Below are 19,503 nucleotides of genomic sequence, written 5' to 3'. Positions count from 1 at the left end.
ACCGGAGGGGACCGTGCGCCGCATGCGGACCGCGGCGCGGCAGGCGGCACCGGGAGGTGAGGGCGGCACGCGCAGGCGGATACCGTTAGGGCGTGCAGCCAGCAAGTCAGTCACCCCCACCGCCGGAGAGCCCCCAGGGGCGTCTCCACCGCGCCCGTGCCCTCTACCGGGACGTCTCCAAGCGCAGGACCGCCTGGCTGCTCCTGAAGGACACCGTCAACTCCTGCATCGAGTACCGCATCCTGGGCCTCGCGGCCGAGGCGGCGTTCTTCACGCTGCTCTCCGTGCCGCCGCTGCTGCTCAGCATGATCGGCCTGCTCGGCTACGTCGACGACTGGACCGGCGCCGACACCATCGCCAGCCTGGAGCTCAACCTCCTGGAGGCGTCGCGCACCGTCCTGTCCGAGAAGGGCGTCGCGCAGATCGCGCAGCCGATCCTGGACGACGTGATGAAGGGCGGTCGCCCCGACGTCATCTCCATAGGCTTCCTGTTCGCCCTGTGGTCCGGCTCCCGCGCGGTCAACGTCTTCATCGACACCATCACCGTCATGTACGGCCTCGACGGAGTCCGCGGCATCGTCAAGACCCGCCTCATGGCGTTCCTGCTCTTCCTCGTGGCGCTGCTGATCGGCTCGATCGCGCTCCCGCTGATGGTGGCCGGCCCCGACGCCGTCGTCCGGATCGTGCCGTGGTCGGCGACCGTCGTCCAGGTCCTCTACTGGCCCGTTGTGATCGTCCTGTCCATCGTCTTCCTCACCACGCTCTACCACGTGTCGGTGCCGGTCCGTTCCCCCTGGGTCGAGGACGTCCCCGGCGCCCTGGTCGCCCTCGGCATGTGGGTGCTGGGCAGCTTCCTGCTCCGCATCTACCTGACGAACACGGTCGAGGGGGCGACGATCTACGGCTCCCTGGCGGCCGCCGTAGCCGTCCTCCTGTGGATCGGCGTGGGCGCCTTCGCCGTGCTGGTCGGCGCCGCCGTCAACGCCGCGATCGACCGTGTCTGGCCCGCCGCGGCCACGGCCGCCGCCCGCGCCGCGAACGAGCGCCTCCGCGAGGAACAGGCCGCCGAGTACGTCGCCCGCGCGGCCGCCGCCCGCTCCCACGACCCGGAGGACCCCGACATGCCCTCCGAGTTCCCCGAACGCTGGTCCCGCTTCCTTCCACCGGAGGACGTGACGTCGCGATTGCGGCCGCCGGCGAAGAAGGGGGAGGAATAGGGCCCGCGGCAGGGGGCCGTGGCCGGGCTTGGGCGGGCGGTGCGTCGTCAAGCGCCGGGTGACCCCAGTCTCTTTAGGGGCGCGGGGAACTGCGCGGGCAACCCAGCACGGTCCGCAGTCCGTGACGGTCCGCAGCCCCGTGACGGTCCGCCCCGCCCGTGACGGTCCGCAGCCTGCGACCGGCCGTGGGGCTTCGTTGGGGCCGAGGCGCTCCGACATCCACGGGCCGGCCGTGGTTCCTTACGCAGTTCCCCGCGCCCCCGGGTCGGCCGGGCGTAGCCATTGGCCACAGGGCTAGCCTTTTCGTTGTGTATGTCGAAAGGACCTCTCGGCTGGGTGGGGCCGTGGTGTGGACCGACAGCCCGAGTCGGCCGGGTGCGGGGCGGGTCCTGCCCGACGGGTGCATGGACCTGCTCTGGAACGAAGGGCGGCTGATGGTCGCCGGGCCCGACACCCGGGCGTACGTCACCGAAGGGGTGTCCGGCAGTTGGGCGGGGCTCCGGTTCTTCCCCGGCCAGGCGCCCGGCTTCCTGGGGGTGCCGGCCCACGAGCTGCGGGACCGGCGGGTGGACCTGGCCGAGCTGTGGTCACCGGCGGTCGTGCGGCGGCTCACGGCCCGGGTGAACGCGGCAGACGATCCGGCGAGCGGCCTCGAAGAGGTGGTCCTGGAGCGGGCGGCCGAGGTGGGCCGGACCGATCCGGTGCTGCGGCAGGTCGTGGAAGCGCTGGAGGCGGGCCGCGCGGTCGCAGTGACAGCCGACGAACTCGGTCTCGGGGCACGGCAGTTGCACCGGAAGTCGCTCGCCGCCTTCGGATATGGACCCAAGACGCTGGCCCGGGTGCTGCGGCTGCAACGGGCGCTCGCGCTCGCCCGGGACGGTGTGCCCTTCGCCGAGACGGCGGCCCGGACCGGCTACTCCGACCAGGCGCATCTCGCCCGCGACGTAAGGGATTTGGCGGGGCTGTCCCTCGGCGAACTGCTCGGCGGGCGGTAGCCGCGACGGGCGGCCGCCCGTGGGTGGGTGGCCGCCCGTGGGTGGGAGGCCCCCGTTCGCGGAAGGCCACCCGTTCGCGGGTGGCTACCCGTCGGTGGGCGTCGGCAGGGGCGCGAAGAGGTCGACGCCGTTGCCGTCGGGGTCCAGCACCACGGCGTAGCGCTGGCCCCACACCGCGTCCCACGGCTTGAGTTCCCCGTGGTACCCGGCACCGGTCAACTCCTCGTACGCCGCGTCGACTTCGGCCGGGCTGTCGCACAGCAGGGCGAGCCCGGCGCCGCCGCCCGACCCCGGGCGGTACGCCGGATGGAAGGAGCGGACAGTTTCCTCGGTGTCGAGCAACAGCCGTAGCCCGCCCGGCAGTCGGGCCTCGGCGTGCGGCAGGTTCTCGGCACCCTCGGGGAAGTCGAAACCGAGCCGGCGGTAGAAGGTGACGGAGGCGGCCATGTCCGAGGCCACCATCCCGATCGCGTCGAGTCGTGGAGTCATGCGGCCACCGTAGGGCGAGGGGTGACGCCCGGTCTTGAAGGAATCGGACACGTGGGCAAGCGCTCTCACGGAACGGATCCTTTGGCTCACCTGTGGAACATCTGTGCGGCAGGATGGTGGGCATGTCCATGCTCCGTACCGCGCGGGTTCTGCTGCCGTTGGCGCTCCTGCCGACGCTGCTCGCCGCCTGCGGGACCGAGGAGGTCGTGGTCGGGGACAGGGAGCCCCTGAAGCCGCTCCCCGACCGGGCCGAACTGCACGCCCGTGCCGAGGCGCTGGGCCTCGCGCCGGGGCTCGTCTACGTCACCGAGTCCCCCGGGTTCACGCTGGCCCGCCAGTCCGTCGGCGTGTACGGCGACGACGGGTTCTCCGCCGCCTACTGGTCCCACGAGAACAGTGCCCAGCTCCTGCTCCTCGTCGACCGGGGCGGGATGACCGCCGCCGGCTGTCCCGAGGAGCCGGTGGGCCAGGGCACGGGCGAGGCGGTCCACTGCGAGCGGGACGGGGACGCCTGGTACCGCACCTCGGCGGGACAGCACGAGTACGCCGTACCGGAGGACGGGCACCTCCTTCGGATCAGCGCCGCCGAGACCGCCGTCGAGCGCGAGGCCCTGCGGGCCGCCGCGCTCGCCGCCCACCACGCCACCGACGCCGAACTGGCCTTCCTCCTCCCGCCCCGCCACCGCGACAAGCCCCCGCCCCACGGCAGGCCGGTCGAACGCGGAGACCTGCCCCCGGAGGGCGACGGGGCCCCGCGCGAGAACGTGGGCGCCTCGGGCTGAGCCCCCGCCGACACGGGATGCCCGCCGGGCCCTGCCCGGTGTCGGGGGCCGACCGCCCGGCGGTGTGGCCTCAACCCCGGGGCCGCTTGTCGGAAGGATCGGCCCTCCGACCTGGCGTGTCGGTGATCAGGGCGTGCCGCCCGGCTGCTGCGGCCCGAACGCCGTCATGAAGCGGTCACGGAACTTGTCCATCCGCCAGGTCGGCGTGGAGTCGGCGGGCTTGAGCCCGTCCGTCCAGCCCCAGTCGGAGATCTTCTCCAGCACTTCGGGGTCCTTGGCGACGATCGACACCGGTACGTCGTGGCTGGGGTTGTCGCCGGTGACCGTCTTGTTGGGCTGGTGGTCGCCGAGGAAGACCAGCACGGTGTCCTCGGAGCCGTACTTCGCGACGAAGTCGACGAGGCTGGTCACCGAGTACTGGATGGACTTGCGGTACTCGTCCCGGACGGCCAGCGGATCCTTCCAGACCTCCGTCGGGTTCTTGCCCTCGGCCTTCTGGAGGGAGTGGTAGACCGAGCCGTCACCGATCCGCTCCTCGGGGATGGTGCTCGGGATCGGCGCCCACGGGTTGTGGCTGGAGGTCAGGATGATCTCCGCCATCATCGGCTCCCGGTCCTCCTTGCCGTGCTCCAGCTCCTGGAAGGCCTTCAGCGTGTACTGGTCGGGCATCGTGGACCAGCTGAACTTCGGCCCCTGGTAGCCCAGTTGGTCGGAGTCGTAGATGTGGTCCAGCCCGAAGTACTTGCCCTCGGGCCACGCCTTCTGGGTGCCGGGCACGATGCCGACCGTGCGCCAGGCGCCGGTGCGGCGGAACGCCTCGGTGAGGGTGAGCCGGTCGCTCGCGACGAGGTGGTTGTACCGCGACTGGTTCTTGATCCACAGACCGGACAGGAACGTGGAGTGCCCCAGCCAGCTGCCGGCGCCCGTGATCGGGGAGCGCAGCCAGCCGCTCTGCGAGGCGTATCCGGCGTCCTTCAGCTCCTGTGTCTTCTGCGCGAGGGTCTCACCGAGCGGTTCGCCCATCCGCGGGTCGTCGATCGCGGAACGGCCGTAGCTCTCGATGAACGTGATCAGTACGTCCTTGCCGCGCAGCCCCGTCAGCAACCGGTCCGGCGGTACGTCGGCGAAGGCGTCCACCGCGGCCTGCTTGCGGAACGCCTCGCCGTCCTTCAGGCCGTTGCTGACCGCCTCGATCCGGTTCTCGACGAGGGTGGCCGCGCTGTGCGAGGCGACGGGGACGTCGGATATCTCCAGCGTCAGCGTCGAGCAGGTGATCCACGCGGTCCCCAGGACGAGGAGCGTACGGCTCGCCGTGTGCCGGTTGCGCACCATCAGCCGGCTCAGTCGTACGACCGCGAGCGTCATCAGCACGGGCAGCGCCAGCGCGAGCGCGATCACCCCGACGGTCGCGGCCTGGGCGGCGGCCCCACCGAGCGAGTCCTTCATGAACGACAGCGCGTCGTCCAGCAGGATCCAGTCCAGCACCAGGTCGAAGGGGCGGTCCAGGGTCCAGTACGAGCCCATGTCCAGCACCTTGACGATGGTCAGCAGGCCGAGCACCACGCCGACCACCACGACCGCCACGCGGCGCGCCTTCGCGGGGAGGACGAGCAGCAGGCCCGCCACGAGGATGCCCTCCGCCGGGATCCGCAGGAACCGGCCGGGGTCGAGCTCGGTGATGTCGTTCGGCACGACGAGCGCGAACAGCACGAGCACGACGGCCAGCCCCGTGGCGGCCCAGGCGAGCCCACGCGCGGCCCGGGGGTGCCGCACGCGCCAGCCGGGGGAGGGGGCTGCGGTGGGGGCGGGGTCCGCGTCGGAGGCCGAGTCCGGGTCGGGGGCCGGGTCGGGGGCCGGGTCGGGAGTGGCTGCCTCGGGTGCGGAAGCGTCTGCGGCGGGTGCGGGTGCGGGTGCGGGTGCGGGGGCGTCCGTGTCGGGGCCTGCGGCGGCCGTCTCGGGTGCGGTGGACTCCGCCGCGGGTGCGGGGATGTCCGTCTTGGGCTCGGCGGTGGCCTCGGAGTGCTCCCGATCTGCCTTGGGGGTGGGCGCGGACTCCTCGGACTTCTCGGGTGTCTCCGCCTTGTCGGCCGGTGTCTCCGCCCGCGTCTCCGCCGTCGGCTCGGTCTCCGCGACCGTGTCCACCTGCGGAGGAGCGGCGTCCTCCGGGGCCTTGTCGTCGTCCGGTGTCGGCGTCGGTCCCGGAAGCTGCGGAGAGCGTATGTGCGACAACCCGAAGGTCCTTCCCTGTGGAGCATGTGGAGCTCGGTGCTGGTGGAGCGGAGTGGGCCGGTGCCTCGGGACCGCCGGGACACCCGATTGGCCATCCCTATCCGTACGGTCCCACGACGCCCACCGTTCACCCGAACCGAGGTCCCCCGCAACCACTTGACCGAACCGCGACGCACCCCGCCCCATCGGCTCAGACCGAGCGCGGCGCCCCCGTACTGGCCCGCTCCACCAGCCGCGTCGACAACTCGGTACGGGTGCCCTCCGGTTGGTGGCCCTCCATCATCCGCACCAGCAGCCGTAGCGCGGTCTGGGCCATCTCCGAGAGCGGCTGGCGGACGGTGGTCAGACGTGGGGACGCCCAGCGGGCCTCGGGAAGGTCGTCGAATCCGACCACGCTGATGTCGTCCGGCACCTGCAACCCCCGCTCGGCCAGTGCCTCGTAGACGCCGAGGGCCATCTTGTCCGAGCAGACGAAGACGGCTGTCGGGGGCTCGGGGAGGTCGAGCAGCTGGAGCATCCGGTGCCGGGCGGTGGTCTCCATGAAGTTGCCGTAACGGACGTACTCCGGGCGGTACGGCAGGCCCGCGGTCGTGAGTGCCGAGCGGTAGCCCGCGACCCGGGCGCTGCTGCACATCTTGCGCCGGTAGCCGGCGATCACGGCGATCCGCTCGTGCCCCAGGGACAGCAGATGGTCGGTGGCGGTCGTTCCGCCCTGCCAGTTGGCCGCGCCCACGGACAGGACGCCGGGCGGTGGCTCGAGAACCGGGTCGATCAGCACGAACGGGATGCGGTGCTGGGTGAGCCAGGAGTACTGGGCGGGGGACAGTTCGGCCAGGTTGAAGAGCACTCCGGCGGAGCCGCGGGCGGTCAGCTTGTCGAACCAGCCGTGTTCGGGGCGGGCGCCCCGGGTGCGGGTCAGGTCGGCCGAGACGACGACCTCCAGGCCTGCGTCGTGGGCGGCCTGTTCGACGCCGTGCAGTACGGCGCCCGACCAGGAGCTCTCCAAGGAGTGCACCACCAGGTCGACCATGCGGGGCGGCTTGGACGCCTCGAACCGGGGTCTGCGGACATAGCCGAGCCGGTCCAACGCCTCGGTGACCCGGCGCCTGGTCTCGGGGGCCACGTCCTCGCGGCCGTTGACCACCTTCGAGGCCGTGGGTACGGACACCCCGGCCTCGCGCGCCACCACCGCCAGCGTCGGCCCGGCCGTCGCGCTCCCGCCACGCACCATCGCGACTCCACCTCTCAGGGCCCGTCCCGAGGGCCGGTGAAATTTTCGAACAGGGCTCCGTCCACGGCCGATCCCGAGCCGCTTAGCAAGCGCTCTCTACGTTAAGCCCAACTCAACACGGCGGGAAGAAGCAGGAATTCAGAGGACCACCTCAGCCAAAACTTTCGAAACCTCGAACAAGTGGAGCCTTGTTGGCGCGCCGCTCGGAGCGCCGCAGTGGTAGCGGAGTGGCCGGACCGCACCATCTGGGCGCATCGTTTCGTGACGCCTGGCCGTCCTCTGCGAGACGGTGAGTGTGGGACGCGCGGGCGGCCGCTTCGGTCACTGCCGTCGGCGTCACGCGGCGGGCGGAGGTGCGACCACTGGTGGGTTGAGGCGGGCGAAGCCTTCCTGGCGGTGGTAGGGGAAGTGCGGGTAGGGCGCCGTCTTGTCGGTCGCCGCACCCGCCCAGCTGGTCTCCCGCTCCGGCGCCACGGCCGACCGGGTCGGGTTGTTGAGGTCAGCGGCCTCGGTACTGGTGAGCTCGCGTAATCAACTGTCGTGAGTTCCTTCGCGAGGCGAGCCAACTGATCACGCTCGGTGGCCGCGAGCCGCCCCGTCCGCTTGGGCACTCGAGGGGCCCCGTCCGGAACCGCGAGGGACGCGGCCGTCAGGGGTTGGCGCTCGAGCTACTCCTCCCACCGCTGGCCTGCTGGTCCGCCAAGGGTGGGCATCCTGAAGCGCACGCGCGCGGTGAGATCGTGGATGCGATCTCTATCTGCTCACTCAATTATGCGCAACGAAAGGTTGCATGTTCGGCCCATCCGCCTTAGAGTTATGTGCAACCAAAGGTTGCATTAGGGCGGGAGAGACGCGATGGAGTACGGCAGTATCTCGCGGGAGATCCACATCGAGGCGACGCCCGAGGTGGTCTACCAGGTGATCAGCAGGCCGGAGCACCTGCGGGAGTGGTGGCCCGACGAGGCCAAGCTGGAGACGCCGGTACCGGGTGGCACTGGGACGGTGAGCTTCGGGAGTGGGCCGGAGGTCAAGGTCGAGCCGCTGACCGTCGTGGAGGCCGACCCGCCGCGGCGGTTCGCCTTCCGGTGGGTCTGCGAGGACGGCGAGACCGCCGCCCCCGGCAACTCGCTGCTGGTGGCCTTTGATCTCGTGCCCGTCGGCAACGGCACGCTGCTGCGGTTCTCCGAGGCCGGCTTCCGCGAGAAAGGCTGGGAGGCCGCCGTGCTGGAGGAGGCGTACCAGGACCACGTCCGCGGCTGGGACTACTTCCTGCCCCGGCTCGTCGGCTACGCCGCCAAGGTGGCGACGCGATGAACATCACCGTCGTCGACGACGAGCTGTGGTCGGCCGTCGGAGACCCGATACGTCGACAGATGCTCGACCTGCTGCTCGCCGAGAACGGCGGAACCGCCACCACGCTCAGCGAGCACCTCCCTGTGACCCGCCAGGCGGTGGCCAAGCACCTCGGCGTGCTCGACCGCGTCGGACTTGTCCACGCCACGCCCTCCGGGCGCGAGCGCCGCTACGAGGTGGACGAGGCCCAGCTCTCCCGCGCCGTCGCGCAACTGTCCTCGGTCGGGGCCGCTTGGGACGCCCGACTGCACCGCATCAAGCGGATCGCCGAGGCGATCCAGCGCGGGCAGGGCTGACCAGCCCGCCTCGCGCGGAAGGAGACATCGAAAATGGCAGACATCCTGCACCGCATCGGCATCACCGTCGCCCCCGAGGACGTCTACACGGCGCTCACCACCGTCGACGGCCTCTCCCGCTGGTGGACCGAGGAGACGGACGGGGACACCTCCCTCGGCGGCGTGGTCCGGTTCCGCTTCGTGCCCGGCGGCTTCGACATGAAGGTCCTGGAGACGAGCCCAGCGGAGCGTGTGCTCTGGGAGGTCGTCGACGGGCCCGAGGAGTGGATCGGCACGCAGATCAGCTTCGACCTCAAGCAGGAGGGCGAGTACACCATCGTCCTGTTCAGGCACGAGGGCTGGCGCGAGCCGGTGGAGTTCATGTCCCACTGCAGCACCAAGTGGGCGACCTTCTTGATGAGCCTCAAGCGTCTGCTGGAGACCGGCGCCGGTGAACCCGCCCCGCACGACGTCCAGATCAGCAACTGGCACTGAGTGCAGCAGAACAGCAAAGGGGCGCGGACCCTACCGACAAGGCAGGAGCCGCGCCCCTCGTGCGTTCTGTTGCGGCGTCAGCCGCCCAGCTGGATGCCCGCCATGCGGCGTCGGTCACCCGGCTGTGGCTGATTCACCATCCCTGACGGCCTCGCGAACTGGAGTGACAGAGACGGGGTTGATACTGGTGAGCTCTCCAATTCAGCTGTCGTCAGTTAGTCGGGGTGTCCAGCCGGATGGTGACCGTAGGTGGTCCCCGGCGGCCTACCGGCTCCAGGCGCCTCCGGATTGGGCGGCCAACTTGGCGGTGGTGACTTGGTGGTAGCCGAGGGCGTCGGCGACGACAGGGACGGGCATCTCCAGGACGTGCTCGCGGATGGCAGAGACCCGGCTGGCGATGGTGGGGATGCCGAGGTCGTTGACCAGAGCCGAGAGGGCGTCGGGGTGCATCGGCTGCCCGGCCCGGCGTCCGGGGAACAGCCAGCGCGAGTCGCGGTTCGTCGCGGTGTTCATGTTGTCCCGGTTGGGGATCCAGCTGAGCAGGAGATCGGCGACTGGGGCGGGGACCGGGGAGGGTGGTTCGCCGAGTCGTGGGAGGACCTGGTTGTCATCGTGGATCACGGCGTCGATGGTGAGGCGGACGACGCGGCTGAGCGGTTGCGCGTAGAGCAGGACGATGGCGGCCGCGACCCGGGGCCGCAGCGGCAGGTCATGGTCGGTCAGGACGCGGCCGAGCAGGTCCACGCGCTTGTGCTGTGAGAGTGGCGAAGCCTGGCGGATCACCGCGGTGGGCAGTCGGAAGCGCCGGGTGAGTTTGCTGGCCATGCACCACAGTAGGAAGGGCCGGATGGTGTTGCGGCCGTGTTCGTTGTGTTCGACGTGCGCGGGACGAGTTCGGGGCGGATCCGGCCGGTGCCGTCGTCCAGTCAGCATCGCCGTGAAGACCTGTTCCTCCGGTCGCAGCAGTGCGCCCCCGTCGACAGGTGCAGTCTCGCCGCCCCCGGTATCGACCCGTTGTAACCCACCGATCCACCACTCTCCGTGACTCGCATCAGATGCGAGAAAATCGCATCCTATGCGAGTCGCCAGAGAAGCCCCAGGTCAGCCCCTCCGCAACTGGCAGCGGGCCCCAGTGGGCCGGTATCGTCACCGTCGGGAATGCTACCCAAGTTCCTTAGACCGCCCCGTGGTTGGCACCTCCACCCGGGCCGATTCGCCAACCGTCGCGAGTTCGCATCCGATGCAATTGCCGGCAGATGGAACATCGGTACAGCGGTTGACGCCAAGCCGGTGATCTTGGTCAGGCCGGGGCTTCGAGAGCGGTGACGCGGTTCGTGTACTCGCGGCGGGCCATGCGCTGGGCCGGGATCACGGCGGTCCCGGGGGCTCTTCGATCGCGGCGACGATCGCCGCGTGCTCCTCGGCCTGGTGGCGGATCGGATCGGCCAGAGGCGAATCGGCCACCGCCTGCTGATGGCGTGAGCATCGCCGTCACTGCGAGGCTCAGCCGGCCACATACGGGACAAGCTTCAGAGAAAAGAGGAAAGACCGTCGAGGAGCCTGTCCACGTCGTCGGCGGTGTTGTACGGCGCCAGGCCAACCCGCAGGGCGGGGTCCTCCAGCTTCAAGGCGGCGAAGGGCTCGTACGCGTAGAACGACCCGGCGGGGGCCAGGACGTCGCGTGCGGCCAGATGTACCTGGGCCTCGCGGGCGTCGCGGCCTTCGAGGGTCATCAGGAGGGTCGGGGTGCGGTCGGCCGCCTTCGAGTGCAGGGTGACGGCGTCGCCCAGAGCGCGCAGACCCTCTTCCAGCCTCGTGCGCAGCGCCTGCTCGTGTTCGTGCAGGGAGCCCAGCGAATGCGCGAGCTGCTCCCTGCGCGTGGCCCGCGTGCCCGGGTCGATCGCGGCGAGGAAGTCCACGGCGGCGGCGGCACCCGCCAGGATCTCGTAGGGCAGTGTGCCGAACTCGAAGCGCTCCGGCACGGTGTCGGGGGAAGGCAGGAGCTTGTCCGGGTGGATGGTTTCGAGGAGTCCGGGCGCTCCCGCGAGCACACCGCAGTGCGGTCCGAGGAACTTGTACGGGGAACAGACGAACAGGTCCGCGCCCAGGGAGGGCACGTCCACCAGGTGGTGGGCGGCGTAGTGCACCCCATCCACGTACACCAGGGCACCGACCTCGTGCGCCAGGTCGGCGATCCGGCGGACGGGCGGCTTGGTGCCCAGCACGTTCGAGGCTGCCGTGACCGCGACCAGCCGCGTCCGAGGCGACAGCGCCCGCTCGAACGAATCGAGGTCGAGCTCCGCGGTCTCGCTGTCGATCTCGATCCAGCGGACCGTCACGCCGGCGCGCTCGGCCGCCTGGATCCAGGGGCGGACGTTGCAGTCGTGATCCAGGCGGCTGAGCACGATTTCGTCGCCGGCCTTCCAGCTCTTGGCCACGTGACGGGAGAAGTCGTACGTGAGCTGGGTGGCGCTGCGACCGTGGATGACACCGCCGGCGGGCACATTGAGCAGGTCGGCATAGGCGGCGCGGAACTCCGCGACGGCGCGCTCGGCGTTGAGCTCGGACGGGCTGACAACCCCCCGGTTGGAGAGGGGGCCGGTCAGCGTCGCGGCGATGGCGTCGGCGACGGGGCGGGGGGTCTGGGTCCCACCCGGGCCGTCGAAGAAGGCGAGGCCGTGGTCGAGGGAGGGGAAGTGGGCCCGGAGGGCGGTCAGGTCGATGGCCATGGCCTCGGCTTTCGGCAGAAGTGCGGCGGTCATGCGGACGGCTGGGGGCGGCGGGCGACAGCGCAGGTGAGGCGCGTTCTTCCGGCAGGTTGCCTAGACTCTGGCACCCGGCTGCAGAACACGTAAAGCGATGGATCGAGAAGAGAAAGTTCACAATCCATGAAGCCCCAGCCCGACCTGAAGCTCCTGTCCACCTTCATGGCCGTGGTGAACCGTGGCTCCATGGCCGAAGCCGCGGCAGCCCTCGGTTACGTGCCCTCCGCGGTGTCCCAGCACATCGCCGTGCTGGAGCGCGACATGGGCATCGAGCTGCTCGTCCGCCGCCCTGGCAGCCGACTGATCCTGACCGCGGCCGGCCGCTCCCTCGCGCAAGCGACCGAGGTGCTCTTCGAGGCGACTGCCCGGTTCCAGGACGCCGCCGACGGCATCTCGAACCGTGAAATCGCCGAATTGCGTGTCGGTGCCTATCCCAGCGCGATGAGCCACCTGTTCCCCGGGATTCTGTCTGCTCTCAAGCCCCGTGGCCGCGGCGCCCGCATCCGCCTCGTGATCGTGGAGACACACGAAGGGTTGCCCAAGGTCAAGTCGGGGGACCTGGATCTGCTCATTGCCTACCGATACCTGCCCGAGGACCCACCGACCACCTCTGGTGAGTGGACCATCACCTCTCTGGGGCACGAGCCGCTGGTCCTCGTCGCGGGCCCACGGTCGGGCCGTCGCCCGTTGGAACTGGCGGAATGCCTTGAGATGGAATGGACCTCCGGCCATGCGCACAGTCCCGATCGGCGTTTGCTGCATCGGTGGGCCGGAGAACTGGGGATCTCTCTCGACGTAACGCTGGAAACCGAGGACCTGCACAGCATGCTGGCCATGATCAGAGCCGGATTGGCGGTGGGCCTGATCCCGGCCACTCTCATCAGCGGAGAGAGCGACCAGCCCGGAGTCGAACGGGTTGTCCTGCCGTCCGGGGCCGTACCGCTCCACCGTGAGGTCCTCGCCGTGAGCAGACCCGGCATCCGCCCCCCGATCATCAACGAGTTGGTCACGCTGCTGGTCGAGGCTTTGAAGAGCGTCCAGTCGTAGTACCGGCGAGGAACGCGGAGCCGATACACCCCCCGGCGACGACACACGGTCACCATCTTGCTGGAACCCACCGAGAACTGGCGACAGTTGAACAGGCGTCCTCACCAGTACCCGAGGCCTGCAGAGTCGCTGTCGCCGTTCGACCGGGCGGCCGGGGCGATCGTCAGCGGTGGGGCGAGCGCCCAGCTGATGCTCCGGACGACCGTGGCCGGACGCCAGGTAGCCGCCGCCCCGCGCACGGCGGTCGCCCCGGCGCGGTCGCCCGGCGCGCCCGCTGTCGCCCGAACGGCCGCTCAGGACCCCGCACGACCGGAATACCGCGCAGGGATGTGGTGCTCTGAGGAGGACGACGGTTGTCACGAGCGGGCGGCGTGAGGAGCTGGTGCGCGATGACGGCAGACCGGCAGGACCCCGTGGTCAGGACGCCGTACGGCGACGTGCGCGGCACGTACGAGTACGGGGACGGCCACGGGGAGCCGATCGCGGTGTTCCGGGGCGTCCCGTACGCGGCCCCGCCCTTCGGCCCCCGCCGGTTCCTCCCGCCTTCCCCGCCCGAGCCCTGGTCGGGGGTGCGGGACGCCTTCGTCTTCGGGCCGACGCCTCCGAAACCGCCGTACTCGGAGGCGTTTGCCCGCTATCTGTCGGACCCCGTCGTCCCGGGTGACGACTGCCTCAACCTGAACGTGTGGACACCTGAGCCGGGCCCCGGGGCACGGCTGCCGGTGCTGGTCTGGATCCACGGCGGCGCCCTCACCCGGGGTTCGTCGGCGGTCCCGGTCTACGACGGCGCCGCCTTCGCCCGGGACGGGGTGGTGCTGGTCTCCCTCAACTACCGCCTGGGCGTGGAGGGTTACGGCCTCTTCCCGGACGCCCCACCCAACCTCGGGCTGCGTGACCAGCTGGCCGCGCTGGAGTGGGTGCGGGACTCGATCGCGGCGTTCGGCGGTGATCCGGACCGGGTGACCCTGGCCGGCCAGTCGGCGGGCGCCATCAGCGTCGGCGCGCTGCTGGCGATGCCCCGCGCCCGAGGCCTGTTCCGGCGGGCAGTGCTGCAGAGCGGGCCGCCGGAGGCCCTGGACCGCGACAAGGTGCGCCGGATGGTCCGCCGGATGGCGAACCGGCTCAAGGTGCAGGCGACCGCCGCGGCCTTCGCCGCCGTGGACCGGGCCGCGCTCGCCGAGGCGCAGGCCGAGGTCGGCCGCCTCAGCAGCCCGGTGCTCGGCGGCCCCGCCTTCGGCATCGTCGTCGACGGCGACCTGCTGCCCACCGACCCGCTCCAGGCGCTGACCGAGCACCGCGCGGCTCCGGCCATCGACCTCCTCATGGGCTGGACCCGCGACGAGCACCGCCTCTGGCTCGTCCCCGGCGGCCTCCAGGAACGCGTCGACCGCCTTGGGACGGTCGCGCTGGCCGGCGCCCGCGCCCGCTGCCACTGCGGCCCCGAGGTCCCGCGCGCCTACCGCGACCTCCACCCTGACAAGGGCACCGCCGACCTGGTGGGTCAGCTGGTCACCGACCACCTGCTCCGGGTCCCCCTGCACCGGGTGGCGGACGCCCGCGTCGACCACGCCCGGTCCTACGTCTACGAGTTCGCCTGGTCCTCCGGCATCCCCGCCCTCGGCTCCTGCCACGCCCTCGAACTCGGCTTCGTCTTCGACACCGGCGACACCGCCGCCTCCGCCAAGCTCGCCGGCGAGCACGTCCCCCGCGACCTCGCCACCGCCCTGCACGGCGCCTGGGTTCGCTTCGCGACGGCGGGCGACCCGGCCTGGCCGGTCTGGGACCACACCCATCCGGTCCGTGTCTTCGACTCCCCGGAGGCGGGGACCGTCGTCCACGGCCCCTACGACCCCGAGCTCGCCCTCTGGACCGCGGACGCCCGGCGGCCGCGCAGAGTCCAGGGTGGCGGCACCTTCGTCACCTCCAGCGGAGGTCCGCTGCCGGCCCTGCGCCGCTTCCGCCGCAGCCCCTGAGACCGGCCCCGTCCACGGAGGGCCGCCGCTACCCGTGGTCCGCGGCCGGTTCGGCGGTGCCGTCCGTGGGCATCCGGGGTTTGGTGTGCAGGATCTCGCGGGCCTGCTCGGCGGCGCGGGTGGTGTTCTCGCTGACGAAGTCGAGGAAGCGGGCGACGTTCTCCAGACGGGCGCCGGCGGGAGTGCCGGGGCCGAGGACGCCGACGCCCTGGCGGGCGGTCTCGACGACCTGGGCGATGCCGCGGGCGCTGGCGATCATCGACTGGTACCAGACGTCGTCATCGACGATGTAGCGCTCCCGGCGGCGTTCGCCCTGCTCCCGGCGGACCATGCCCTGGCTGTCGAGGAACGCGATCGCCTTCGAGATGGAGGCCGGGCTGACCTGGAGCCGCTGGGCCAGTTCCGCCGCGGTGAGGCTGCCGCTGTCGGTGAGGGTGAGGCAGGCCATCACCCGGGCCATCATCGTGGGCATGCCCGAGGCCATCATGACGTGGGTGAACGTCTCCTCGTACTCGCGTACGGCCTCGGTGTCGCGGCCGGGAACCTGCTCGGGGGTCTGTGCCGCCCGGGGCGTGGTCCGGCGGCGCCGGTGGGCGCGGCGTTCGGTGGCGCGGTGGGCCAGGTCGGCGCGGTAGGCGGTGGGGCCGCCGTTGCGCATCACCTCACGTGTGATCGTCGAGGTGGGGCGCTCCAGGCGTCGGGCGATCTCCGCGTAGGCGAGGCCGTCGGCCAGACCTAGAGCGATCTGCTGGCGTTCCTGCTGGGTGAGCCTGCCTCCCGGCATCGCTGTCTCCTTCGTGCTCCGTGGTGCGCCGACGCCGACTATAGCGTTCACGCCCAATTCATTGCAACGTTTCGAGTGAGTATGTTGCGTTACTAGCGAGCCCGTTGCAATGAAATTGCTGCTTTGGCCTGCGAAAACACTCTATCTGTGCAACAAGAGTGTTGCTGGAAGATCGAACGCAACGTAGCTTTTCCGTTGTCGGAAACGAAGCGCGAACGGCGAGAGCCGAAGAGCGAGAGCCGAAGTGCGAAAGCTGAAGGAGAGCACCATGCAGAAGTTCGAGACCCCCGCCCCGATCTCCGCCGTCCTGAACATCCCCGCCGGGCGCGTGCGGCTCATCGCCGCCGACCGGGCCGACACCACCGTCGACGTCCGGCCCACCGACGCCGCCAAGGGCCGGGACGTCAGGGCCGCCGAACGGACCACGGTCGACTACCGCGACGGAGTGCTGCGGATCCAGGCCCCGGCGGCGAAGAGCGAACTCCTCGGCCCCTCCGGAAGTCTGGAGGTGACCGTCCAACTGCCCGCCGGCTCCCATGTCGAGGCCCAGGCGGCCGCCGCCGAGTTCCGCGGCGTCGGGCGGCTGGGCGACGTCGCCATCGACGGCGCGCACGGCCAGGTCAAGCTCGACGAGGCGGCCAGCGCCCGCCTGAACATCCTGGCCGGCGACGCACTGGTCGGCCGCCTGGACGGCTCCGCCGACATCACCAGCGGCAAGGGCGACCTGCGCATCACCGAGGCCGCCGGCGGCACCGTCACCCTGCACACCGGGTACGGCGAGATCTCCGTCGGCGCCGCCACCGGCGCCTCGGCCTCCCTGGACGCCGGCACCTCCTACGGCCGGATCCACAACTCGCTCCGGAACAGCGGGGGCACCGGCGCCCGCCTCGACATCCACGCGACCACCGGCTACGGCGACATCACCGCCCGCAGCCTCTGACGACCCCGGAAAGGGCGACACCCACCATGACGAACCAGGCCATCGCGGCACACGGGCTGCGCAAGGCGTACGGCGAGAAGACCGTCCTCGACGGTGTCGACCTGACCGTCCCCGAGGGAACGATCTTCTCCCTGCTCGGCCCGAACGGCGCCGGCAAGACCACGGCCGTCAAGATCCTCTCCACGCTCGTCACCCCGGACGCCGGCGAGATCCGGGTCGGCGGCCACCAGCACCCCCAGGCCATCCGCTCCGTGATCGGGGTGACCGGACAGTTCTCCGCCGTCGACGGGCTGATCACCGGTGAGGAGAACATGCTCCTCATGGCGGACCTGCACCACCTGTCAAGGAAGGAGGGACGCCGGGTCGCCGCCGATCTGCTGGAGCGCTTCGACCTCACCGAGGCCGCGCGCAAGCCCGCCTCCACCTACTCGGGCGGCATGAAGCGCCGGCTCGACATCGCCATGACCCTGGTCGGCGGCCCGCGAATCATCTTCCTCGACGAGCCGACCACCGGCCTCGACCCACGCAGCCGCCACAACATGTGGCAGATCATCCGCGAGTTGGTCTCCGACGGCGTCACCGTCTTCCTCACCACCCAGTACCTGGAGGAGGCCGACGAACTCGCCGACCGCATCGCGGTGTTGAACGGCGGCCGGATCGTGGCCGAGGGCACCGCCGACGAACTGAAGCGGCAGATACCCGGGGGCCACGTCCGCCTCCGCTTCACCGACCCGGCCGCCTACCGCTCCGCCGCCTCCACGCTGCGCGAGGTCACCCGGGACGACGAGGCCCTCGCCCTGCAGCTCCCCAGCGGCGGCACCCAGCGCGAACTGCGAGCCGTGCTCGACCGGTTGGACGCCGCAGGCGTCGAGGCCGACGAACTCACCGTGCACACCCCCGACCTCGACGACGTGTTCTTCGCCCTGACCGGCACCGACGTCCCCACCCCGCAGAACCAGTCCAAGGAGACCGTCCGATGAGCGCCCCCCTGGCCCCCGCCCGCCCGAACCCCGTCGCCCTCGCCGTCCGTGACTCCTCGACGATGCTGCGCCGCAACCTCCTGCACGCGCGGCGCTACCCCTCCCTCACGCTCAACCTGCTGCTGACCCCGATCATGCTGCTGCTCCTCTTCGTCTACATCTTCGGCGACGTGATGAGCGCGGGCATCGGCGGCAGCGACCGCTCCGACTACATCGCCTACATCGTCCCGGGCATCCTGATGATGACCATCGGCGGCACCGTCGTCGGGACCGCGGTGTCGGTCGCCACCGACATGAACGAGGGCATCATCGCCCGCTTCCGCACCATGGCGATCCACCGCGGTTCCGTCCTCGTCGGGCATGTCGCCGGCAGCGTGCTGCAGTGCGTCGCCAGTGTGGTGCTCGTCGGTGGCGTGGGTGTCGCCATCGGCTTCCGTTCCGCGGACGCCTCCGTCCTGGAGTGGCTGGCGGCGTTCGGGCTGCTCGCGCTGTTCTCCCTGGCGCTCACCTGGATCGCGGTCGGTATGGGTCTGTCCAGCCCGAACGCAGAGGCGGCCGCCAACAGCGCGCAGCCGCTGGTCCTGCTGCCGCTGATCTCCAGCGCGTTCATCCCGGCCGACACGATGCCGGGCTGGTTCCGGCCCATCGCCGAGTACCAGCCCTTCACCCCCGCCATCGAGACCCTGCGCGGACTGCTCCTCGGCACCGAGATCGGCCACAACGGCTGGCTCGCCGTGGCCTGGTGCCTGGGCCTCGCGGTTCTCGGCTACTTCTGGTCGACCTCGAAGTACGACAGCGAGGCGAAGTAGACCCCGGAGCCCGCCCGCCCCGCGCCCCGTAAGGGGCGCGGGGAACTGCGCGTTCAACCCCCACACACCCCCACACACCCCCACACACCCGCACGCGGCCACGCACGGCGGACGCCCCGGCCGGTCAGCCCAGGGACTTCGCGATGGTCGCGATCGCCTCGGGACCCACCCGGCAGCACCCGCCGATCAGCCGGGCCCCGGCCGCCCGCCACGCCTCCACCTGCTCGGTCGTGAACGTCGACCGCCCGGTCCAGGCCCTGGCCGACGCGTCCCAGGTCTCGCCGCTGTTCGGGTACACCACCACCGGCTTGCCGGTGACCCGCGCGGCCGTCTCGATCGCGCCGTCCACATCGTCGGGCGAGCAGCAGTTCACGCCCACGGCGACGATCTCCTCGGCGTCGGCGGCGAGCGCGAAGGCCTCCTCCAGCGGCTGACCGGCGCGGGTGCGGTCACCGGCGACGGTGTACGACAGCCAGGCGGGCACGTCCAGACCCCGGACCGCCCGCAGCAGCGCCTCGGCCTCGTCGGAGTCCGGGATCGTCTCCAGCGCGAGGACGTCAGGGTGGGCGGCGGCCAGCGCCTCCAGCCGGGGCCGGTGGAACCGCTCCAGCTCGGCCACGCTCAGCCCGTACCGTCCCCGGTACTCGGAGCCGTCCGCCAGCATGGCCCCGTACGGGCCGACCGAGGCGGCCGTCAGGAGCGGGCGCGTGATGCCCCGCGCCTGGGCCTCCACCGCCGCGTCCACGGCCAACTCGACGCTCAGTTCCATGAGTTCGGCAGCCCGCTCGCGTCCGATGCCACGCCCCGCGAAACCCTCGAAGGTGGCCTGGTAGCTGGAGGTGATCGCGACGCTCGCGCCTGCCTCGAAGTAGGCGAGGTGGGCCTCGGTGATCGCCTCCGGCCGCTCCGCGAGCAGCCGCGCCGACCACAGCGCGTCGCTCAGGTCGTGCCCGGCCGACTCCAACTGGTTGGACATGCCGCCGTCCAGGACGAGGACGTCGGCGGCGAGGGCCGAGGCGAAGGCGCCGACGCGGGGACCGGGGACGTGGGCGAAGCTGCCGGGTGCGTTGCTGGTCATGCCGTCGACGGTAGTCGAGGTGCCTGGACTGCCCCCGAGTGTGTCCAATACATGAACAGAT

19 protein-coding genes are annotated in these 19,503 nt (G+C 71.1%); 11 read left to right on the top strand and 8 right to left on the bottom strand.

The features are described from left to right. Positions 1 to 92: 92 nt before the first annotated feature. Both P8T65_RS10085 and P8T65_RS10080 read left to right on the top strand, forming a co-directional pair. Entirely contained in the window at positions 93 to 1,217 is a 1,125-nt protein-coding gene (locus P8T65_RS10085) for a YihY/virulence factor BrkB family protein (protein ID WP_316725096.1), read from the top strand. A gap of 308 nt (positions 1,218 to 1,525) precedes the next feature. Next, positions 1,526 to 2,212, top strand: coding sequence for a helix-turn-helix domain-containing protein (locus P8T65_RS10080; protein ID WP_316725095.1), 687 nt, complete (start codon positions 1,526 to 1,528; stop codon positions 2,210 to 2,212). A gap of 84 nt (positions 2,213 to 2,296) precedes the next feature. On the opposite strand, the gene P8T65_RS10075 is transcribed toward P8T65_RS10080, so the two are convergent. Beyond that, the gene (locus P8T65_RS10075) at positions 2,297 to 2,701 is read right to left on the bottom strand and encodes a VOC family protein (protein ID WP_316725094.1); all 405 of its coding nucleotides are present in this window, start codon (positions 2,699 to 2,701) and stop codon (positions 2,297 to 2,299) included. A 128-nt stretch (positions 2,702 to 2,829) separates the two neighbouring features. On the opposite strand from P8T65_RS10075, the gene P8T65_RS10070 reads away from it, so the two are divergent. After that, positions 2,830 to 3,483 carry a hypothetical protein gene (locus tag P8T65_RS10070; RefSeq protein ID WP_316731535.1) on the top strand — a complete coding sequence of 218 codons (654 nt, stop codon included), beginning with the start codon at positions 2,830 to 2,832 and terminating at the stop codon, positions 3,481 to 3,483. Positions 3,484 to 3,609: 126 nt separating this feature from the next. On the opposite strand, the gene P8T65_RS10065 is transcribed toward P8T65_RS10070, so the two are convergent. The 3 genes from P8T65_RS10065 to P8T65_RS10055 all read right to left on the bottom strand — a co-directional run bounded on the left by P8T65_RS10065 (position 3,610) and on the right by P8T65_RS10055 (position 7,417). Continuing rightward, positions 3,610 to 5,712, bottom strand: coding sequence for a sulfatase (locus P8T65_RS10065; protein ID WP_316725093.1), 2,103 nt, complete (start codon positions 5,710 to 5,712; stop codon positions 3,610 to 3,612). Between the two features lie 190 nt (positions 5,713 to 5,902). After that, on the bottom strand, positions 5,903 to 6,943 hold the full coding sequence (locus tag P8T65_RS10060) for a LacI family DNA-binding transcriptional regulator (protein WP_316725092.1): 1,041 nt from the start codon (positions 6,941 to 6,943) through the stop codon (positions 5,903 to 5,905). 336 nt (positions 6,944 to 7,279) lie between these two features. Beyond that, on the bottom strand, positions 7,280 to 7,417 hold the full coding sequence (locus P8T65_RS10055) for a hypothetical protein (protein WP_316731959.1): 138 nt from the start codon (positions 7,415 to 7,417) through the stop codon (positions 7,280 to 7,282). Positions 7,418 to 7,798: 381 nt separating this feature from the next. On the opposite strand from P8T65_RS10055, the gene P8T65_RS10050 reads away from it, so the two are divergent. From P8T65_RS10050 to P8T65_RS10040, 3 genes are read left to right on the top strand one after another with little or no spacing between them, the layout of a single operon-like run. Further along, on the top strand, positions 7,799 to 8,257 hold the full coding sequence (locus P8T65_RS10050; RefSeq protein ID WP_316725091.1) for an SRPBCC family protein: 459 nt from the start codon (positions 7,799 to 7,801) through the stop codon (positions 8,255 to 8,257). After that, on the top strand, positions 8,254 to 8,592 hold the full coding sequence (locus P8T65_RS10045; protein WP_316725090.1) for a helix-turn-helix domain-containing protein: 339 nt from the start codon (positions 8,254 to 8,256) through the stop codon (positions 8,590 to 8,592). Before P8T65_RS10050 ends, P8T65_RS10045 begins: the two co-directional genes overlap by 4 nt. A gap of 33 nt (positions 8,593 to 8,625) precedes the next feature. After that, a complete protein-coding gene (locus P8T65_RS10040) occupies positions 8,626 to 9,066 on the top strand; it encodes an SRPBCC domain-containing protein (protein WP_316725089.1) in 441 nt (146 codons plus the stop codon). A 264-nt stretch (positions 9,067 to 9,330) separates the two neighbouring features. On the opposite strand, the gene P8T65_RS10035 is transcribed toward P8T65_RS10040, so the two are convergent. Both P8T65_RS10035 and P8T65_RS10030 read right to left on the bottom strand, forming a co-directional pair. Continuing rightward, positions 9,331 to 9,891 (bottom strand): hypothetical protein, encoded by a 561-nt coding sequence (locus tag P8T65_RS10035; protein WP_316725088.1) that lies wholly within the window; start codon positions 9,889 to 9,891, stop codon positions 9,331 to 9,333. 704 nt (positions 9,892 to 10,595) lie between these two features. Further along, positions 10,596 to 11,795 (bottom strand): cysteine desulfurase-like protein, encoded by a 1,200-nt coding sequence (locus P8T65_RS10030; RefSeq protein WP_316731534.1) that lies wholly within the window; start codon positions 11,793 to 11,795, stop codon positions 10,596 to 10,598. A 159-nt stretch (positions 11,796 to 11,954) separates the two neighbouring features. On the opposite strand from P8T65_RS10030, the gene P8T65_RS10025 reads away from it, so the two are divergent. Next, on the top strand, positions 11,955 to 12,878 hold the full coding sequence (locus tag P8T65_RS10025; protein ID WP_316725087.1) for a LysR family transcriptional regulator: 924 nt from the start codon (positions 11,955 to 11,957) through the stop codon (positions 12,876 to 12,878). Between the two features lie 389 nt (positions 12,879 to 13,267). After that, positions 13,268 to 14,851: a carboxylesterase family protein gene (locus P8T65_RS10020; RefSeq protein WP_316725086.1), complete on the top strand. Its 1,584-nt coding sequence runs from the start codon at positions 13,268 to 13,270 to the stop codon at positions 14,849 to 14,851. A gap of 28 nt (positions 14,852 to 14,879) precedes the next feature. Here the strand turns inward: P8T65_RS10020 and P8T65_RS10015 are convergent, their stop codons facing one another. Next, the gene (locus P8T65_RS10015; RefSeq protein ID WP_316725085.1) at positions 14,880 to 15,635 is read right to left on the bottom strand and encodes a helix-turn-helix domain-containing protein; all 756 of its coding nucleotides are present in this window, start codon (positions 15,633 to 15,635) and stop codon (positions 14,880 to 14,882) included. Positions 15,636 to 15,903: 268 nt separating this feature from the next. On the opposite strand from P8T65_RS10015, the gene P8T65_RS10010 reads away from it, so the two are divergent. From P8T65_RS10010 to P8T65_RS10000, 3 genes are read left to right on the top strand one after another with little or no spacing between them, the layout of a single operon-like run. After that, positions 15,904 to 16,575 carry a DUF4097 family beta strand repeat-containing protein gene (locus P8T65_RS10010; protein WP_316725084.1) on the top strand — a complete coding sequence of 224 codons (672 nt, stop codon included), beginning with the start codon at positions 15,904 to 15,906 and terminating at the stop codon, positions 16,573 to 16,575. Between the two features lie 26 nt (positions 16,576 to 16,601). After that, positions 16,602 to 17,555 carry an ATP-binding cassette domain-containing protein gene (locus P8T65_RS10005; RefSeq protein ID WP_316725083.1) on the top strand — a complete coding sequence of 318 codons (954 nt, stop codon included), beginning with the start codon at positions 16,602 to 16,604 and terminating at the stop codon, positions 17,553 to 17,555. Next, positions 17,552 to 18,364, top strand: a complete 813-nt coding sequence (locus P8T65_RS10000; RefSeq protein ID WP_316725082.1) for an ABC transporter permease — start codon at positions 17,552 to 17,554, stop codon at positions 18,362 to 18,364. Before P8T65_RS10005 ends, P8T65_RS10000 begins: the two co-directional genes overlap by 4 nt. 124 nt (positions 18,365 to 18,488) lie before the next feature. On the opposite strand, the gene mmuM is transcribed toward P8T65_RS10000, so the two are convergent. Next, the gene (gene mmuM, locus P8T65_RS09995; RefSeq protein WP_316725081.1) at positions 18,489 to 19,442 is read right to left on the bottom strand and encodes a homocysteine S-methyltransferase; all 954 of its coding nucleotides are present in this window, start codon (positions 19,440 to 19,442) and stop codon (positions 18,489 to 18,491) included. Positions 19,443 to 19,503: the final 61 nt, after the last annotated feature.

This window comes from Streptomyces sp. 11x1, from assembly GCF_032598905.1.
Lineage (GTDB): Bacteria > Actinomycetota > Actinomycetes > Streptomycetales > Streptomycetaceae > Streptomyces.
The sequence above is the reverse complement of the archived record's forward strand: the minus strand, read 5'-3'. Positions and strand labels throughout refer to the sequence as shown.

Coding starts and splice junctions, on each gene's coding strand:
- P8T65_RS10045 (WP_316725090.1), top strand. CDS start 8,254: ATGAACATCACCGTCGTCGACGACGAGCTGTGGTCGGCCGTCGGAGAC.
- P8T65_RS10075 (WP_316725094.1), bottom strand. CDS start 2,701: ATGACTCCACGACTCGACGCGATCGGGATGGTGGCCTCGGACATGGCC.
- P8T65_RS10040 (WP_316725089.1), top strand. CDS start 8,626: ATGGCAGACATCCTGCACCGCATCGGCATCACCGTCGCCCCCGAGGAC.
- P8T65_RS10070 (WP_316731535.1), top strand. CDS start 2,830: ATGCTCCGTACCGCGCGGGTTCTGCTGCCGTTGGCGCTCCTGCCGACG.
- P8T65_RS10005 (WP_316725083.1), top strand. CDS start 16,602: ATGACGAACCAGGCCATCGCGGCACACGGGCTGCGCAAGGCGTACGGC.
- P8T65_RS10050 (WP_316725091.1), top strand. CDS start 7,799: ATGGAGTACGGCAGTATCTCGCGGGAGATCCACATCGAGGCGACGCCC.
- mmuM (WP_316725081.1), bottom strand. CDS start 19,442: ATGACCAGCAACGCACCCGGCAGCTTCGCCCACGTCCCCGGTCCCCGC.
- P8T65_RS10060 (WP_316725092.1), bottom strand. CDS start 6,943: ATGGTGCGTGGCGGGAGCGCGACGGCCGGGCCGACGCTGGCGGTGGTG.
- P8T65_RS10010 (WP_316725084.1), top strand. CDS start 15,904: ATGCAGAAGTTCGAGACCCCCGCCCCGATCTCCGCCGTCCTGAACATC.
- P8T65_RS10020 (WP_316725086.1), top strand. CDS start 13,268: ATGACGGCAGACCGGCAGGACCCCGTGGTCAGGACGCCGTACGGCGAC.
- P8T65_RS10035 (WP_316725088.1), bottom strand. CDS start 9,891: ATGGCCAGCAAACTCACCCGGCGCTTCCGACTGCCCACCGCGGTGATC.
- P8T65_RS10030 (WP_316731534.1), bottom strand. CDS start 11,795: ATGGCCATCGACCTGACCGCCCTCCGGGCCCACTTCCCCTCCCTCGAC.
- P8T65_RS10000 (WP_316725082.1), top strand. CDS start 17,552: ATGAGCGCCCCCCTGGCCCCCGCCCGCCCGAACCCCGTCGCCCTCGCC.
- P8T65_RS10025 (WP_316725087.1), top strand. CDS start 11,955: ATGAAGCCCCAGCCCGACCTGAAGCTCCTGTCCACCTTCATGGCCGTG.
- P8T65_RS10015 (WP_316725085.1), bottom strand. CDS start 15,635: ATGCCGGGAGGCAGGCTCACCCAGCAGGAACGCCAGCAGATCGCTCTA.